Origin of the sequence: Streptomyces glomeratus (assembly GCF_021462825.1) — a bacterium.
GTDB lineage: Bacteria > Actinomycetota > Actinomycetes > Streptomycetales > Streptomycetaceae > Streptomyces > Streptomyces glomeratus.
Window position 1 is genome coordinate 76,019 of the sequence record NZ_JAKEEB010000019.1, and the last position, 17,400, is coordinate 93,418.

At 70.8% G+C, this 17,400-nt stretch carries 13 protein-coding genes; 9 read left to right on the forward strand and 4 right to left on the reverse strand.

The window, feature by feature from the left end; all coding sequences use genetic code 11:
• Positions 1–9 precede the first annotated feature (9 nt).
• From LZ604_RS21955 to LZ604_RS21970, 4 genes are read right to left on the reverse strand one after another with little or no spacing between them, the layout of a single operon-like run.
• A complete protein-coding gene (locus LZ604_RS21955; protein WP_234517136.1) occupies positions 10–1,683 on the reverse strand; it encodes a glycoside hydrolase family 13 protein in 1,674 nt (557 codons plus the stop codon).
• 51 nt (positions 1,684–1,734) lie between these two features.
• Complete coding sequence (locus LZ604_RS21960; protein ID WP_234517137.1) at positions 1,735–2,568, reverse strand: carbohydrate ABC transporter permease; 834 nt, start codon at positions 2,566–2,568, stop codon at positions 1,735–1,737.
• Positions 2,565–3,632, reverse strand: a complete 1,068-nt coding sequence (locus LZ604_RS21965; RefSeq protein WP_308283617.1) for a carbohydrate ABC transporter permease — start codon at positions 3,630–3,632, stop codon at positions 2,565–2,567. The genes LZ604_RS21960 and LZ604_RS21965 overlap by 4 nt, the downstream gene beginning before the upstream one ends.
• A gap of 11 nt (positions 3,633–3,643) precedes the next feature.
• Positions 3,644–4,942, reverse strand: a complete 1,299-nt coding sequence (locus LZ604_RS21970; protein WP_234517138.1) for an ABC transporter substrate-binding protein — start codon at positions 4,940–4,942, stop codon at positions 3,644–3,646.
• A gap of 359 nt (positions 4,943–5,301) precedes the next feature.
• Here LZ604_RS21970 and LZ604_RS21975 point away from each other — a divergent pair, with 359 nt between their 5' ends.
• From LZ604_RS21975 to LZ604_RS22015, 9 genes are all read left to right on the forward strand, one after another.
• On the forward strand, positions 5,302–6,369 hold the full coding sequence (locus LZ604_RS21975; RefSeq protein WP_308283618.1) for a LacI family DNA-binding transcriptional regulator: 1,068 nt from the start codon (positions 5,302–5,304) through the stop codon (positions 6,367–6,369).
• A gap of 308 nt (positions 6,370–6,677) precedes the next feature.
• Complete coding sequence (locus LZ604_RS21980; RefSeq protein ID WP_234517139.1) at positions 6,678–8,060, forward strand: nitrate/nitrite transporter; 1,383 nt, start codon at positions 6,678–6,680, stop codon at positions 8,058–8,060.
• 117 nt (positions 8,061–8,177) lie between these two features.
• Positions 8,178–9,329: a uroporphyrinogen-III synthase gene (locus tag LZ604_RS21985; RefSeq protein WP_234517140.1), complete on the forward strand. Its 1,152-nt coding sequence runs from the start codon at positions 8,178–8,180 to the stop codon at positions 9,327–9,329.
• A 52-nt stretch (positions 9,330–9,381) separates the two neighbouring features.
• Positions 9,382–10,026 (forward strand): DUF4328 domain-containing protein, encoded by a 645-nt coding sequence (locus tag LZ604_RS21990; protein ID WP_234517141.1) that lies wholly within the window; start codon positions 9,382–9,384, stop codon positions 10,024–10,026.
• A gap of 219 nt (positions 10,027–10,245) precedes the next feature.
• The gene (locus LZ604_RS21995; protein WP_234517142.1) at positions 10,246–10,833 is read left to right on the forward strand and encodes a CGNR zinc finger domain-containing protein; all 588 of its coding nucleotides are present in this window, start codon (positions 10,246–10,248) and stop codon (positions 10,831–10,833) included.
• Between the two features lie 398 nt (positions 10,834–11,231).
• Positions 11,232–11,768, forward strand: a complete 537-nt coding sequence (locus LZ604_RS22000; RefSeq protein WP_234517176.1) for a sigma-70 family RNA polymerase sigma factor — start codon at positions 11,232–11,234, stop codon at positions 11,766–11,768.
• On the forward strand, positions 11,765–12,589 hold the full coding sequence (locus LZ604_RS22005; protein ID WP_234517143.1) for an anti-sigma factor family protein: 825 nt from the start codon (positions 11,765–11,767) through the stop codon (positions 12,587–12,589). Before LZ604_RS22000 ends, LZ604_RS22005 begins: the two co-directional genes overlap by 4 nt.
• 151 nt (positions 12,590–12,740) lie before the next feature.
• Positions 12,741–15,050, forward strand: a complete 2,310-nt coding sequence (locus LZ604_RS22010; RefSeq protein WP_234517144.1) for a HelD family protein — start codon at positions 12,741–12,743, stop codon at positions 15,048–15,050.
• Positions 15,051–15,945: 895 nt separating this feature from the next.
• Positions 15,946–17,367, forward strand: a complete 1,422-nt coding sequence (locus LZ604_RS22015; protein WP_234517145.1) for an NAD-dependent malic enzyme — start codon at positions 15,946–15,948, stop codon at positions 17,365–17,367.
• The last annotated feature ends 33 nt before the right edge of the window (positions 17,368–17,400 follow it).

Sequence of the window (17,400 nt, forward strand, 5' to 3'; positions counted from 1 at the left end):
CGTGGCCCGCTACACCGCGAGCCAGGCCGCGTGGTCCGCGGGCAGCACGCCGCCTTCGACCGGGCCGCTGGCCAGCAGGACCGAGGTGTGGTCCGGCAGGGCGTGCGCCTGGTCCGAGAGGTTGACCACGCAGACGAAACCGGGATCGCGGCGGAAGACCAGGACTCCCTCGGGTGCGTCCAGCCAGGTGAGGGTGCCGTCACCGAGCGCCGGGTGTTCCCGGCGCAGTCGCAGGGCGGTGCGGTACAGCTCCAGCATCGACGTCTCGTCCCCGGTCTGCGCCTCCACGCTCAGCTCGGCCCACGCGGACGGCTGCGGCAGCCACGGTGCGGCTGAGGCCTCGTCGGGGCTGAAGCCGTAGGGTGCGGCGCTTCCGGACCAGGGGATGGGCACACGGCAGCCGTCGCGGCCCCGGTCGGTGTGTCCGGACCGCTCCCAGACGGGATCCTGGAGTACGTCCTCGGGCAGGTCCTCGACCTCCGGCAGGCCCAGCTCCTCACCCTGGTAGATGTACGCTCCGCCGGGCAGGGCGAGCATCAGCAGGGCGGCCGCACGGGCGCGCACGGTGCCCAGTTCGAGGTCCGCATCGCCTTCGGGCCGATAGGGCTCGTTCGCGGTCCACCGTTTGACCGTCCTGCGGCCGTAGCGGCTCGGGTGGCGCATGACGTCGTGGTTGGACAGCACCCAGGTGGCAGGTGCGCCGACCGCGCCGAGCATGGCGAGCGAGTCGTCGATGACCGCACGCAGGTCCTTCGCGTTCCAGCTCGACATCAGGAAGTCGAAGTTGAACGCGGTGTGCAGACCGTTGGGGCGGACGTAGGCCGCGAGCCGCTCGGGGGCGTCCGCCCATGCCTCGGCGACGAACGACCGGTCGCCGGGGAACTCGTCGGCGACCCTGCGCCAGGCGCGGTAGATCTCGTGCACCTCGTCGCGGTCCCAGTGGGGGTGCTCGACGTGCCGCCGCGGCCGCTCCTCCGGGTGGTCCCGGGCGACGAGCGGTCCCAGCACCGCCGGTTCCCGGCGGGGCGGCAGGTCGGGCAGTTCGGGGTCCTTGACGAGTCCGTGGGCGACGTCGATGCGGAACCCGTCCACTCCCCGGCTGAACCAGAAGCGCAGGATCGACTCGAACTCGGCCCGTACGTCCGGGTGTTCCCAGTTGAGATCCGGCTGCTGGGGGGCGAACAGATGCAGGTACCACTCCCCGTCGGGCAGCCGCGTCCAGGCCGGGCCGCCGAAGCAGGAGACCCAGTCGTTGGGCGGCTCGGCGCCGTCGGGTCCGCGGCCGGGGCGGAAGACGTAGCGTTCCCGCTCGGGGCTTCCGGGCCCGGCGGCCAGCGCGGCACGGAACCACGCATGCTGGTCGGAGGTGTGGTTGGGCACGATGTCGGGAATGACCCGGAGCCCGTACCGATGGGCCTCCTCGATGAGTTCCTCCGCCTCGGCCACCGTGCCGAACAGCGGGTCGATCTCGCGGAAGTCGGCCACGTCGTAACCGTGGTCCGCCATCGGGGACTTGTACCACGGGTTGATCCAGAGGGCGTCGACGCCGAGCGACCTGAGATAGGGCAGACGCGACCGGAGGCCGGCGATGTCACCGACGCCGTCACCGTTCCCGTCGGCGAAACTGCGGATGTAGACCTGGTAGATGACGGCGCTGCGCCACCAAGGGGCGGTACCGGACATACTGCTGCGTCACTCCTCGGACGGATGAAGGGGCGGTGTGGCGCCCGGGGTCTACTTGGCGGCGCCTGCGGTGAGCCCGGCGACGATGCGGCGCTGGAAGACGAGCACCATCACCACCAGCGGGACGGTGACGAGCACCCCTGCCGCCATCTGGCTGCCGAACGGGGTCTCGAACTGCGTTGCGCCGGAGAACTTGGAGATGGCGACGGGGGCGGTCTGCATCGCCTGCTTGTTCGTCATCGACAGGGCGATGAGGAACTCGTTCCAGGCGGCGATGAAGGTGATGATCGCCGTGGTGAAGATGCCCGGCGCCGCGAGCGGCACGATGATCTTGCGGAAGGCCTGTCCTCTGGTGCAGCCGTCGATCATGGCCGCCTGCTCCAGCTCGTCGGGCATCTGCCGGAAGAACGTGGTCAGGTTCCACACCGCCAGCGGCAGCGCGAAGGACATGCTGGGCACGATCATGGCCTGGTAGGTGTTGATCCAGCCGATGTCCGTGAACAGTTTGAGCAGCGGGACCACGATCGACACCACCGGGAACATCGAGGTGGCGATGATCAGGGTGAGCACCAGCCGCTTGAAGCGGAACTCCAGCCGGGCCATGGCGTAGGCGGTGAACGTGGCCAGTAGCAGGGCGAGCGCGGTGGTGACGCCGGCGACGATCAGACTGTTGCCGAGCGCGCGGGTGAAGCCCTGGGAGGGCTCGAACACCGCCCGGTAGTTCTCGAACGACACCGCAGAGGGAAGCAGCGAGGTGTCGAAGACGTCGGAGCTGCGGCGCAGGCTGGAGACCACCATCCAGTAGAACGGGGCCAGGCAGTAGGCCACCACCGCCGCGACCCCCGCGTACAGCAGCCGGGCGCGCCATTTCGCCGAGGCGGTCATGCCGTCACCTCCGCCCCGTACCCGACCGCACGGCGCCGGCGCCCGCTCCGGTTGCCGCGCGCCGCGCCGCCGTCGCCGGTGACATCGGCGCCCAGCAACCGGACGAAGCCGAGCGCGATGAGGAAGACGTAGAGGAAGAGGATCACCGCGTAGGCCGCGGCCGGTCCGAAACGCACGTTGGACGCCTGGTCCTGGGCGAGCATGGACAGCGTCTCCACCGAGGTCTTCTGCGCGCCGACGAGGATGTAGGGCAGATCGAACATCCGCAGCGCGTCGAGGCAGCGGAACAGCACCGCGACCAGCAGCGCGGGCTTCACCAGGGGCAGGGTGATGCGCCAGAACTGGCCCAGTGGGCCGGCCCCGTCGATCCGGGCCGCCTCGTACACCTCCTTCGGGATCACTTGGAGGCCGGCCAGGACCAGCAGCCCGATGAACGGCGCGGTCTTCCAGACCTCGGCGATGATCACCGCCACCTTGGCGTGGAAGCCCTCGGTCGTCCACAGGACCTGGTGTCCGATCAGGGCGTTGGCGATGCCGTCGCTGTGGAAGATCCACCGCCACAGCAGGGCGGAGATGGCCGTGGGAACCGCCCACGGCACGAGGATGCTCGCCCGCACCAGGGCCCGGCCCCGGAACGCCCTGTGCATGACCAGCGCCATGGCCACGCCGATCACGGTCTCCAGGCCCACCGTGACGACGGTGAAGAACGTGGTGTTCCAGAAGGCGTTCCAGAACCGCTCCGAGGCCTCGCCGAAGATGTCGGCGTAATTCCTCAGGCCGACGAACGGCTCGGTGGTGCGGATGAATCCGGTCTTCGGGTCCAGTCCCTTGGCCCCGTACAGCGACTCCCTCAGCGCCATGATCGTCGGATACAGCACGACCACCGTCAGCACCAGAAGCGTCGGGGACACCAGCAGTGCCGCCATGCGTCCCGAGCCCGCACTCGGCCGGCCCGGCCCGCGGCGGCGGCGCACCGCCGCCGCCGCGGGCCGACGGGACCGGCCGCCGAAGGCGCCGCGGGGCTCGTCCGCGGCGGTTCCCGGCGGGGTCTCGGTGTCTACCATGCTCCCGCTCCTCACTGCGTCGCGGTCTTCTGCAGGTCGCCTTGCAGGTCCTTCAGCGCCTGGGCGCTGCTCTTGGCGCCGGTCAGGGCCGCGTAGGCCTGCCGCTCGATCACCGAGGACACATCGCCGTACTGCACCACCCTGGGGCGGGGAACGGCACGAAGGATCGACTGCTTGAGAACGGGCAGATACGGATACTGCCTGGTCAGTGCGGTGTCGTCGTACAGGTTCGCGTACGGCGGGGCGAGGGAGGCGTCCTTGAGGTTCCTTGCCGCGCTGTCCTCGTCGGTGAAGAACTTGATGAAGTCGAGGGCGGTGGCCTTGTTCTTGGCGAAGGACGACAGGGCCAGATTGTGACCGCCCAGGCTGGAGGAGCCGGGTCCGGTCAGGCCGGGCAGGGGTGCGACGGCGAACTTGCCCGCCACCTTGCTCTTCTGGGCCAGCGAGTACATGTACGGCCAGTTGCGCAGGAAGACCAGCTTGCCGGCCTGGAACGCCTGGCGGCCGTCCTCCTCCTGATAGGTGATGGCCTCCTTGGGGATCGTGCCGTCCTTGAAGGAGTCGACGAGGAAGTCGAGTCCCTTCCTCGCTTCCGGCGTGTCGACGTCGGGGTTGCCGCGTGCGTCGGTGACCACGCCGTCCGCGGAGTTCACGGCCTCGGAGAAGTTCACGGTCAGGCCCTCGTACTTCTGGAACTGCCCGGCGTAGCAGGACATGTCCTTGGCCTCCGGCAGCTTCTTCACCTTGGCGCAGTCGGCCTTCATCTCCGACCAGGTGGCCGGGGGCCCGCCGATGCCGGCCTTCTTCAGCAGGTCGCTGCGGTAGTAGAGCAGTCCGCCGTCCGAGCTGGACGGGGCGGCGTACAGGCCGCCGCGGTACCTGGCCGTCTCCACCACCGGTGTCAGCATCTTGCGCAGGGGGAACTGCTTGTCGGGCAGCCGGTCGACCCACTGGTGGGCGGCGAACTCCGACGTCCACACGACGTCGAGGGACAGCACCGTGTAGGCGTCGGACTTCGTCTCCGCGTTCTGGATCATCTGCTGGCGCTGGGAGTCGGCGTCCGTCGGCAGCTGCACGAAGGTGACCTTCTCCTTCGGGTGCCGCTCGTTCCAGCGGTCGATCGCCGCCTGGACGCTGCCGGTGCTGTCCTTGCCGGCCACGTACGTGATGGGGCCACGGCCCGTGAACGACGGGCTCCCCGCCTGCCCGGCGGAGCCGGAGCCGTCCGACGAGCCGCAGGCGGCAAGGGCCACTTGGGCGGCGAGGAGCACTGCGGAGCACCGGAGCGCTCTGGTGGTTCTGGTCTTCACTGTCTCTCCTGGGCGTGCGGAACCGAGGTCGTGGCTGATCACCCGGTAGGGGGAGCCGCTACGAGATGACTCTGGAAGGACTCGGGTTGTGAGACTGCGTTATCACAGCGTGATTCTGATGAAATCCGCAGGTCAAAGCCGGGAAGGTTCTCTTCGTAAGAGCAGCTTCGACCGGGTCGGGACAACGCTTGCACGCTAGGAGTGCACCTGTGGGAAGTCAATGCGTTACTTCCCGGTAATACCTGCGGCTCTCCTTGCCGGGACTGGCTTCTTTCGCGGGCGGTCGGGGGAAATCCGTTCTGACAGCGTTGTCAGCAGCCGCCTCGTGCAAGCGCTGTCATCCGTGCTACCTTCCCTTCATGCCACCAGCCCAGCGACACTCCACGATGGCTGACGTCGCCGAGCGGGCCGGGGTGTCCACCTCCACCGTCTCCCGCACCCTGCGTGGCCTGACCACCGTCTCGCCGGAGGTCCGCGCCCGGGTGGAACAGGCCGCACGCGAGCTGAACTTCGCGGTCTCGCGGCAGGCGTCGAGCCTGGTCACCGGCAGGACCGGAGTGGTGGCGGTGCTGGTGCCCACGCTCAATTCGTGGTTCATGGGCTCGGCGCTGTCCAGCCTGGGCCCGCTGCTGCGGGCGGCGGGCCTGGAGCTGACGGTCTATGTGACCCCCGACCTGTCCGAGCGGGCGTCTTTCTTCGAGCACCTTCCGGCCCGGCGGAACGCCGACGCCCTGCTGGTGTTCTCCTTCGACCTCACCGAAGAGGAGACCGCGCGGCTGGACGACCTCGGGATGCCGGTCATCTATGTCAGCCAGCATGTCGAGGGGCGCCCCAGTGTCTACGTCGACGACGTCGCCGGGTCCCTGCACGGCACCCGGCATCTGCTGAACCTCGGACACCGCCGGATCGCCTTTGTGAAGACGGAGCCGACCAGCGGCTTCTCCTTCAGCTCGCACGAGCGTCTCCTGGGCTACCGGAAGGCGCTCACGGAAGCGGGTCTGCCCGCGGACGACGGTCTCGTGGTCGCCGCGCAGTTCGGTGACAAGCGCAGCGTCGCGGAGGCGGTCGGGGCGCTGCTGAGTCTGCGGGAGCCGCCCACGGCGGTCTTCGCCGAGCAGGACGAGCTGGCCATCGCCCTCATCACGACCCTGCGCAGGGCCCAGGTGGAGGTGCCCGGGCGGGTCTCCGTCCTGGGCTTCGACGACCACCGGATGGCCGAGTGGTTCGATCTGTCCACGGTGGCCCAGTCGCCCTCGGACATCGGCCGTGCGGCGGGTGAACTGGCCCTGGAGCTCATGAACGACTCCGACGCGGACCGTGAGCGGCACGTCGTCCTGCCCACACACCTCATCCCGCGGTCCACCACCGCCCCGGTGCCCGGCGGTCAGGAGCCCCGCGAGGACGTCAACCCCCCGGCAGACTCCTGACGTTCACCGGACGCGGCCCGAACCGCCCGGCCTCCTGGGGGACATCTTCCGTCCTCCTTCACCGGACATCTCCCGTCCTCCCTCACCGGACATCTCCCCTCCTCGCTCACCGGACATCTCCCGTCCTCCCTCACCGGAGATCTTCCGTCCCTCCTCACCGGACATCTCCCGGTCCTCCCTCACCGCGTCCCCCGGCGCCGCGTGAGAGCAACGTTCCCTCGAGGTCACCCGCGGGCACAGCGCGGAAACGCGTCCTTCCTACCTTCGGGACTCACGACACCTGGGCACCGGAGAACCGTGGAGGCGCCATGACAGCCCCGAGCACAACCCCGGCACCGAGCAGGCGGGGCCGCTGGATCGAACACTGGGATCCGGAGGACGAGACCTTCTGGCGCACGACCGGGCAGCGGGTCGCCCGGCGCAACCTCGTCTTCTCCGTCCTGTCCGAGCACATCGGGTTCTCGGTCTGGACCCTGTGGTCCGTGCTGGTCCTGTTCATGGGCCCCGAGTACGGGCTCAGCCCCGCCGACAAGTTCCTGCTCACATCCGTGGTGACGCTCGTCGGGGCGGCCGTCCGTGTTCCCTACACCTTCGCCGTCGCCCTCTTCGGCGGGCGGAACTGGACGATCATCGCCGCCTGCCTCCTGCTCGTACCGACGGTCGCCGCCTTCGCCGTCATGAAGCCCGGCACGTCCTTCTCCACCTTCCTGTGGGTCGGACTGCTCGCCGGTGTCGGCGGTGGCAACTTCGCCTCCTCCATGACCAACATCAACGCCTTCTTCCCGCTGCGGAAGAAGGGGTGGGCCCTCGGGCTCAACGCCGGCGGCGGCAACATCGGCGTACCCGTCATCCAGCTCGCGGCCCTCGCCATCATCGGGGCGAACGGCGGACCGCGCGTGCTGCTCGGCATCTACATCCCGCTCATCGTCGTCGCCGCCGTCCTCGCCGCCCTCTTCATGGACAACATCTCCTCCGTGCGGAACGACACCGGCGCCGCGAAGGACGCCGCCAGGGAAGCCCACACCTGGATCATGGCCCTGCTCTACATCGGCACCTTCGGCTCCTTCATCGGCTACAGCTTCGCCTTCGGGCAGGTGCTGCAGAACGAGTTCGGGCGGACCCCGCTCCAGGCGGCCTATCTCACCTTCATCGGCCCGCTCCTCGGCTCCCTCATCCGTCCCGTCGGCGGCCGGCTCGCCGACCGGTACGGCGGCGCGCGGATCACCCTCTGGAACTTCGTCGCCATGGCCGCCGCGGCCGCGGTCCTGATCGTGGCCGACATGCGGAAGTCGCTGCCGCTGTTCGTCAGCGTCTTCGTGGTGCTGTTCGTGCTCAGCGGCCTCGGCAACGGGTCGACCTACAAGATGATCCCGGGGATCTTCCAGGCCAAGGCCGTCGCCCGGGGCCTCGGGGGCGAGGAGGCCGCGGCGTACGGGCGGCGGCTGTCCGGCGCCTCCATGGGGCTCATCGGCGCCGTGGGCGCGCTCGGCGGCGTCGGTATCAACCTCGCCTTCCGGCAGTCGTTCCTCGCCTACGGCTCCGGCACGGGCGCCTTCGTCGCCTTCCTCGCCTTCTACGGTGTGGCCCTCGTGGTCACCTGGGCCGTATACCTTCGCCGGCCGGCCGGCCAGCCCCGGGCCACGGCCGCTCCCTCGGAGGCGGAGCCCCGGCTCGGCTATGCGGAGGTGTGACGTAACACCGGCGACATGAAGCGGAACCGGGCCTGTCACGCGCCGTTGGCAGGCTCGACCGACACGCAGATATGGCGCGCACGACCGATATGCCGACCCTAGTGCGGGACGAGAGCGATGTACGACGAACAGCAGCGACCAGAACACGGCCCACTGGCGGGGTTCACCGTGGGTGTGACGGCCGCGCGGCGGGCCGAGGAACTGGGCACCCTGCTCCAGCGCCGCGGCGCGACTGTGCTGTACGCGCCCGCCCTGCGCATCGTGCCGCTCGCCGACGACGGTGAACTGCTCACCGCCACCAAGAAGTTGATCGAGGAGGCGCCGGACGTGGTGGTCGCCACCACCGCGATCGGCTTCCGCGGCTGGATCGAGGCCGCGGACGGCTGGGGGATCGGCGAGGACCTGGTCAGCCGGCTGCGCGGGGTGCGTCTGCTCGCGCGCGGGCCCAAGGTGAAGGGGGCGGTCCGGGCCGCCGGGCTGACCGAGGAGTGGTCGCCCACCTCCGAGTCCCTGGCCGAGGTGCTCGACCGGCTCCTGGAGGAGGGCGTCGAGGGCCGCCGGGTCGTCGTCCAGCTGCACGGCGAACCGCTGCCCGGCTTCGTGGAGGCGCTGCGCGCCGCGGGCGCCGAGGTCATGGGGGTGCCGGTGTACCGGTGGATGCCGCCGGAGGACCTCACGCCCCTCGACCGGCTGCTGGACGCGACCGTCACGCGCGGCCTGGAGGCGCTCGCCTTCACCAGCGCGCCCGCCGCCGCGTCCGTGCTCTCCCGCGCCGAGGAGCGGGGGATGCTGCCCGGACTGCTCGCCGCACTCCACCACGACGTACTGCCCGCCTGCGTCGGACCCGTCACCGCGCTGCCGTTCCAGGCCCGCGGCATCGACACGGTCCAGCCCGAACGCTTCCGGCTCGGCCCGCTCGTGCAGCTGCTGTGCCAGGAACTGCCCGCCCGGGCGCGTACGTTGCCCGTGGCGGGCCACCAAGTGGAGATCCGCGGGCACGCGGTGATGGTGGACGGGGCGATGCGGCCCGTACCGCCCGCCGGGATGTCCCTGCTGCGCGCGCTGTCCAGGCGCCCCGGCTGGGTGGTCGCCCGTGCCGAGCTGCTGAGGGCTTTGCCGGGCGCGGGCAGCGACGAGCACGCGGTGGAGACGGCGATGGCCCGGCTGCGCACGGCCCTGGGGTCACCCAAGCTGATCCAGACGGTGGTCAAGCGGGGTTACCGCCTCGCGCTCGACCCCGCGGCGGACTCCAAGTACGCCGAGGCGTGAGCACCCGCCGATCCATCTCCGCCCCCACGCCCACGGGCCGTAGGCTCCCGCCATGACCATGACCATGACCATGACCATGACCGATCCGTCGGGCCAGGGCAGACCCACCGGCCGGGCACCCTGGCTTCTCGCCCGATGCGCGCAGGTCGCGATAGCGGCGGCGGCCGGCGCTTCCGCATACCGGGCCGTGGCCCTCAGGGCCCGCCGCCTGCACCCCACGGAGGCCTCGACGCACACGTCGGCACTCGCCTCGATGGTGCTGGTGTACGTGATGACGGCGGCGGCCGTGCTGTTCCTGGTGTGGTTCGGTCGCTGCCGGCGGAATGCGCGCCTGATCACCCCGGGTGCCGCCGCCGGATCCGACGTCTGGGCGGCGCTGGTCTGGCTCGTTCCGGTGGTCAACCTGTGGGTACCGCGAGGGCTGCTCCTCGGGCTGCAGCGCGCGAGCGGCGCCGCGCAGGGGAAGAGCGCCGACGACCGCCTGGTGAACGCCTGGTGGGTGGCGTGGGCCGCCCACGGTGTGATCGCGGCGGTGTCCCGGACCGGCCGCATCGACTCCCTGGTCCTTCCGGTGGTCGCGGAAGGTCTGTCCGTGGCCGCGGCGGTTCTCGCGATCTGCGTGATCCAGCGCATCACCGCGCTGCAGAGCGCCGGCCTGCCGTCGGCGTCAGCTGCCGAACCGCTCGGCCGTACCTGAGCCGAACCGGCGCACCCGGTGCCGGATCCGCGCCTTGCCCGTGCCGCGCGCCTGCGGAGCCGTACGGGGCCTTCCCGGGGCGGGTGCGGGAGGGCACTGTAGGGGGTACGAACGAGGGTACGAAGCGGGTACGGAGCCCGGGCGCCCGGTGTGGACACGCCCTCGGCGGACCTCACCGGCCGTCGCTCGCGGCGGCAACTCCAAGGCGGTGAAAGCCACATGGCATCCGGCACGGCCACAGCCCCGTACGAGCTGCGGTTCGACTCCGGTCGGATCTGCCTGGACCTGCTGGCCACGACGCATCCCGAGGAACGGCTCGACTCGGTGGAGCGGTTGCGGGCCTGGATCGCCGGTGCCGGGCTGGTGCCCGCGGGCACACCCCTCGCGGAGGTGGACGCGGGATGGCTGCGGGCCTTCCGGGAACTGCGCCTGCACCTTGGGACGTTGGTGTGCGGGGAACTGGACGGGAGACCCGCGGACGGGGCGCTGGCACAGGTGAACGCGGTGGCGCGGCAGGCGCCGCCCGTGCCGTGCGCGGTGCGTGCGGAGGACGGCGTGCTGGTAAGGAGGCTGCGCGCGCTGCCGCGATGTGAGGAACTGCTGGCGGCGGTGGCCCGCGAGGCGATCGAGCTGCTGACGGATCCCGGGGCCCGGGCGAGCCTGCGGCAGTGTGCGGGCGACAACTGCCCCATCGTCTACCTGGACACCTCCCGCGGCCGGCGCCGCCGCTGGTGCTCCAGTGAGATCTGCGGGAACCGGGAGCGAGTGGCCCGTCACCGTCGCCGGGCCGCTCTCGCACAGGCGTAGGCGGGGGATCCGCAGAAGTCGCGGAAAACGGGCGAGTCATCGCAACGTTGGCCGAAAGTGATGGTTGAAACCGCGAACCTCGACGATTTCTCCATCAGAGTCAGGCCAAATTTTCACATGGCGATCAAGCGCCGTCCGGGGAGTGAAGCTCCGACCCGCTGTGACCTGCGTCTCTCCGGCGTGGCGGTCGTATGTCCCGTTGAGGCAGAAATGAGTGCCCAGGGGCGGGGGTTGCCACACCTCGTCCAAGAAATTTGCGCTGTCGCATTGAACACAACGGCCGTTGTCTGCGTACCCGGATGTGAGCGACCGACTGGGGGAACCCCCGGACACCGGAGGTAGGCGTGCGCAAGGATTCCGCCGTGGCTGATGAACGAAGGCCCAGGGCCCGACATCGCATGACCTCGTCCTCGGCGTCTTCTTCGACCGAGCCGGACGAGGAGTTGATGCGTGCCCTGTACCGGGAACACGCGGGACCCCTGCTCGCCTACGTGCTGCGCCTGGTCGCGGGTGACCGGCAGCGCGCCGAGGACGTCGTGCAGGAGACGCTCATCCGTGCCTGGAAGAACGCCGGCCAGCTCAATCGAGCGACCGGTTCGGTACGCCCCTGGCTGGTGACGGTCGCCCGGCGCATCGTCATCGACGGCCACCGCAGCCGGCAGGCCCGGCCGCAGGAGGTCGACCCGTCGCCGCTGGAGGTCATCCCCGCGGAGGACGAGATCGACAAGGCGTTGTGGCTGATGACACTGTCGGACGCGCTGGACGACCTGACCCCGGCACACAGGGAGGTCCTGGTCGAAACGTACTTCAAAGGGCGTACGGTCAATGAGGCGGCCGAAACGCTCGGCATCCCCAGCGGAACGGTGCGCTCCAGGGTGTTCTACGCCCTGCGGTCCATGAAGCTGGCACTGGAGGAGCGGGGGGTGACGGCATGAGCAATCTGTACGGGGGGTTCGGCACTGGCGGCCCCGGGGCCGCAAGAGGTCCCCAGGGCCCACAGGGGCAGGGCGACATCCACGAAACGGTCGGTGCCTACGCCCTCGGCATACTGGACGACGCCGAGGCGACGGCCTTCGAGGCCCATCTCGCCACCTGCGAATGGTGCGCCCAGCAGCTGGACGACCTCGCGGGCATGGAGCCGATGCTGGCCGCGCTCGCGGACCTGCCCGGCAGCCAGGGCAGCCCGGCCATCGGCGAGTCCCTGTCCGCGAAGCCCAGTCCACGGCTGGTGGAGCGGCTGGTCGACGAGGTGTCCGAGCGGCGCGCCCTGAAGCGCCGCCGCGGCTTCTACCTCGTGGCGGCCGCGGCCGCGCTGATCATCGGCGGCCCGCTGACCGTGATGGCGGTGAACGGCGGCGGCGGCAGCGGCACCGCTCAGGACCCGATGGCCATGGGACCCGCCCAGCAGGCCTTCCAGATCATGAAGGACAAGCACTCCGCGACCGACCCGAAAACCAAGGTCGACGCCGTGGTCGCGGTCGAGCCCAGGGACTGGGGCACCCACGCCGTTCTCCAGCTGAAGAACGTCAAGGGCCCGCTCAAGTGCTCCCTGATCGCCGTCGGCAAGAACGGCGAGCGCGAGACGGTCACCTCCTGGTCCGTCCCCGAGTGGGGCTACGGCATCACGAACGCCAAGACCGAGGAGGCGAAGAAACCGCTGTACGTGCACGGTGGCGCCGCCTTCACGCCGAACCAGATCGACCACTTCGAGGTCATGACCTTCGACGGAAAGCGGCTGGTGGAGGTGAACGCCTAGGCGTTCGCGCATCCGCCTGAGCACCACCCGCGGCGTACGGGGAACGACGCCGCGGGCCGACGTGCGCAAGGGGTCCGTAGCAGGTCCGTAGCCTCTTCGGGCCCCCTTCGCGTACGGTGGACGGCTGCCCAGCACGTCAGAAGGGGGCCCGGTGGCCGCTCAGGTTCAACAGGAAACGGCGCTCGGCCCGGTCGGCAAGTCCGCGCACGACTCGCTCCGCGACCGGGAGATCAGCGTCGAACAGGAACACCTGGACCGGGTGTACCGGCGCCTCGAGGAGAAGATCCACGAGGCGGAGTTCCTGATGAACGACGCCGCCAAGCGCGGCCAGGTCGGCACGCCCGGGGCGCTGGCCGAGCGGGACGCGCTGGTCTTCCGGGCGGGCATCCACCTCAACCGGCTCAACAACGAGTTCGAGGACTTCCTCTTCGGCCGGATCGACCTGCTGCTCGGCAAGGACGGCAAGAAGGGACCGGACGGCGCGTACACGGCCGTCGAGCCCGCCGAGGGTGCGGTGCGCCCCGACAACACCGCCGACATCGCCGAGACCCTGCACATCGGCCGCATCGGCGTGCTCGACGAGGACTACGCGCCTCTGGTCATCGACTGGCGGGCGCCCGCCGCGGCCCCGTTCTACCGCTCCACCCCGGTCGACCCCGGGCGGGTCGTCCGCCGCCGGGTCATCCGCTCCAAGGGCCGCCGGGTGCTCGGCGTCGAGGACGACCTGATGCGTCCCGAGCTGAAGGCGCGCCTCGACGGCCGTGAGCTGCCGGTGATCGGCGACGGCGCCCTGATGGCGGCCCTCGGCCAGGCCCGCACCCACACCATGCGGGACATCGTGGCGTCCATCCAGGCCGAGCAGGACCTGGTCATCCGCGCCCCCGCCGCCTCCGTGACCTACGTCGAGGGCGGCCCCGGCACCGGCAAGACGGCCGTCGCGCTGCACCGGGCCGCGTACCTGCTCTACCAGGACCGGCGCCGGTACGCGGGCGGCATCCTGATCGTCTCGCCCACCCCGCTGCTGGTCGCCTACACCGAGGGGGTGCTGCCCGCCCTCGGCGAGGAGGGCCAGGTCGCCATCCGCGCCATCGGCTCGCTCGTCGACGGCGCCGAGGCCACGCTGTACGACTCCCCGTCCGTGGCCCGCGCCAAGGGCTCGTACCGCATGCTCAAGGTGCTCCGGAAGGCCGCCCGCGGGGCCCTGGAACTGAACGGCGCGCCCAGCCGGCTGCGGGTCGTCGCCCTCGGCCGCCGCCTCGAACTGGAGGCCGAGGAGCTGGAGCGCATCCGGCGCACCGCGCTCGGCGGCACCGCCCCGGTGAACCTGCTGCGGCCGCGCGCCCGCAAGCTGCTGCTGGACGCCCTGTGGGCACAGTCCGGCGCCGCGACCCGGCACGCCGACCCCGAGCTGGCCGCCGAGCTTCGCTCCTCCTTCGACGAGGACGTCTCCTCCGAGGACTCCTTCCTCACGTTCCTGGACGCCTGGTGGCCCGAGCTGACCCCGGTTGCCGTACTGGAGGCGATGGCCGACGAGCGGCGGCTGGGCCGGTGGGCCCGGCGCATCCTCAACCCCGGCGAGGTGCGCAGGGTCGCGCGCTCCCTGAAGCGGGACGGGCTGTCCGTGCACGACGTGGCGATGCTGGACGAGCTGGGAGCCGTCCTCGGGCTGCCGGCGCGCCCGAAGAAGAAGCGCGAGTTCGACCCGCTGGACCAGCTGACCGGGCTCGAGGAGCTGATGCCCGTACGCGAGGAGTCGCAGCGCGAGCGCGCCGAGCGGCTCGCGGCGGAGCGGACCGAGTACGCGCATGTGATCGTCGACGAGGCGCAGGACCTCACGCCGATGCAGTGGCGGATGGTGGGGCGGCGCGGCCGGCACGCCACCTGGACCGTGGTCGGCGACCCGGCCCAGTCGTCCTGGTCCGACCCGGACGAGGCGGCCGAGGCCCGGGACGAGGCCCTGGGCACCCGGCCCCGCCGTCGCTTCGAGCTCACGGTCAACTACCGCAACCCGGCGGAGATCGCCGAGCTGGCCTCGAAGGTGCTCGCGCTGGCCATGCCGGGCTCGAAGGCCCCGTCGGCAGTCCGCTCCACGGGCGTCGAGCCGCGCTTCGCCGTCGTCCGCGACTCCCTGGCACAGACCGTCCGCGCGGAGGCGGCGCGCCTGCTCGGCCTCGTCGACGGCACGGTCGGCGTGGTCGTCGCGATGAACCGGCGCGAGGAGGCGGCCCGCTGGCTGGAGGGGCTGGGCGAGCGGGTCGTCGCGCTCGGCAGCCTGGAGGCCAAGGGCCTGGAGTACGACGCGACGGTCGTCGTCTCACCCGCGGAGATCGCCGACGAGAGCCCCGCGGGCCTGCGGGTGCTGTACGTGGCCCTGACCCGGGCGACCCAGCAGCTGACGGTCCTCTCGGCGGGCCGGGACGAACCGGACGCGGCAGGGGTACCGGACCTGCTGCGCGACTGACCCGGCCGGAAACCGCCGCCCCGTGACGCCCCGGCCCGGGCCCATTGAGCCAGTCCGGCCGGGCCCGGCGGACGCCTGCACCTCGCCCCGGAGGGGGCGCGCCTGACCGAGGCGGGGACTGCGACCGCCTGGGCCGAGGCTCATATCCGGCCGGGGGCGTGCGCCCACCTGTGATCTTGGCGGCGGCCGCGTCTGCCCGCATCCGGCCGGGGCGAAGGCCCGCGCGTCGCCTGGGAGGGGCGCGGCGGACCGGGGCGGGGGCCCGCATCTGTGCTGGGCGGGGGGCTGCGACTGGCTGGCGGCGGGCTGCGACTGGCCGGGCGGGGGTCGTGCCCGGCCCGCGGGGGACCGTGTCTGCGCTGGGCGGAGGCCCCGCCTGACCGGGGCCGAAGGCCGTGACCGGCTTGGGTGCCGGTCCCGCGACCCATCCGGACACCGGCCTGCGGAGGCCGGGCCTGCCTGGGCGGGGGTGTGCCTGACCCGTGCCGGCCCCGGTGGAAGGCGTGGCTTCCCCGTGCGGGAGCCCGGCCCACTCGTACGGAAAATGAACTCCGGTGTGGGAATGGCCTTACCGGATCCGTTTGTTAGCCTGGGGTGTGGCACCGGCCCGATCCAAGCCCCCGGGCCCAACCTTTGTCGCTGAGAGCGACCACTTGCCGCGAGGCGAGCATGGCGGGTCGGTGTCACTGAACGTTCGGCAGGCCCACGTCACCACGTGACGGGGGCCTCTTTTCGTTGCCGTCCGGCCTCTCGTATCGTGGAACGGACTTTCCGAATTCGTGCCTCCGTGGGAACAAAACGTACGCAACCCATGGCGACTACCACGTACTCAGGGGTAGGTGCGACGATCGGACGGCACAGCTCAGCGACACGGTGAAAGCAGAGGAAGTCGGCCATGGCAACGGCGCCCAGCGTCTCCTACTCGATGACCATCCGGTTGGAGGTGCCCGCGAGCGGAACCGCCGTCTCGCAGCTCACCACCGCCGTGGAGTCCTCCGGAGGCTCGGTCACCGGCCTCGACGTCACCGCGTCCGGCCATGAGAAGCTCCGCATCGACGTCACCATCGCCGCCACCTCGACCTCCCACGCCGAGGAGATCGTCCAGAAGCTGCGCGGCATCGAGGGCGTGACCCTGGGCAAGGTCTCGGACCGTACGTTCCTCATGCACCTCGGCGGCAAGATCGAGATGGCGTCGAAGCACCCCATCCGCAACCGTGACGACCTGTCCATGATCTACACGCCGGGTGTGGCGCGGGTGTGCATGGCGATCGCGGAGAACCCCGAGGACGCCCGCCGGCTCACCATCAAGCGCAACTCCGTTGCGGTCGTGACGGACGGCTCGGCCGTACTGGGCCTCGGCAACATCGGCCCCAAGGCCGCGCTGCCCGTGATGGAGGGCAAGGCCGCCCTCTTCAAGCGCTTCGCCAGCATCGACGCCTGGCCGATCTGCCTCGACACCCAGGACACCGACGCGATCGTGGAGATCGTCAAGGCGATCGCCCCCGGCTTCGCCGGCATCAACCTGGAGGACATCTCCGCGCCCCGCTGCTTCGAGATCGAGGCCCGGCTGCGTGAGGCCCTCGACATCCCCGTCTTCCACGACGACCAGCACGGCACCGCGATCGTCGTGCTCGCCGCGCTCACCAACGCACTTCGCGTGGTGGGCAAGGCGATTGAGAACGTACGCGTCGTGATGTCGGGCGCCGGCGCGGCCGGTACGGCCATCCTCAAGCTGCTGCTCGCGGCGGGCGTGAAGAGCGCCGTCGTCGCCGACATCCACGGTGTCGTGCACGCCGGCCGCGAGGACCTGGTGGACGCCGCCGAGGACTCCCCGCTGCGCTGGATCGCCGACAACACCAACCACGAGGGCCTGACCGGCACCCTCAGGGAGGCCGTGCGCGGTGCCGACGTCTTCATCGGCGTCTCCGCCCCGAACGTCCTCGACGGCGACGACGTGGCCGCCATGGCGGAGGGTGCGATCGTGTTCGCGCTCGCGAACCCCGACCCCGAGGTCGAGCCGGCAATCGCACGTCAGACGGCGGCAGTTGTGGCCACCGGCCGCTCCGACTTCCCGAACCAGATCAACAACGTCCTGGTGTTCCCGGGCGTCTTCCGGGGCCTGCTGGACGCGCAATCCCGCACGGTCAGCACGGACATGATGCTGGCCGCCGCGACCGCCCTCGCGGACGTGGTGACCGAGGACGAGCTGAACCCGAACTACATCATCCCGAGCGTGTTCAACGACAAGGTCGCGGGCGCCGTCGCCGGAGCGGTGCGCGAGGCCGTGAAGGCGGGGGAGTCGGCGACGGACGCGTAGGAACCGGCCGGCTGTGACCATTGCCACGGTGGC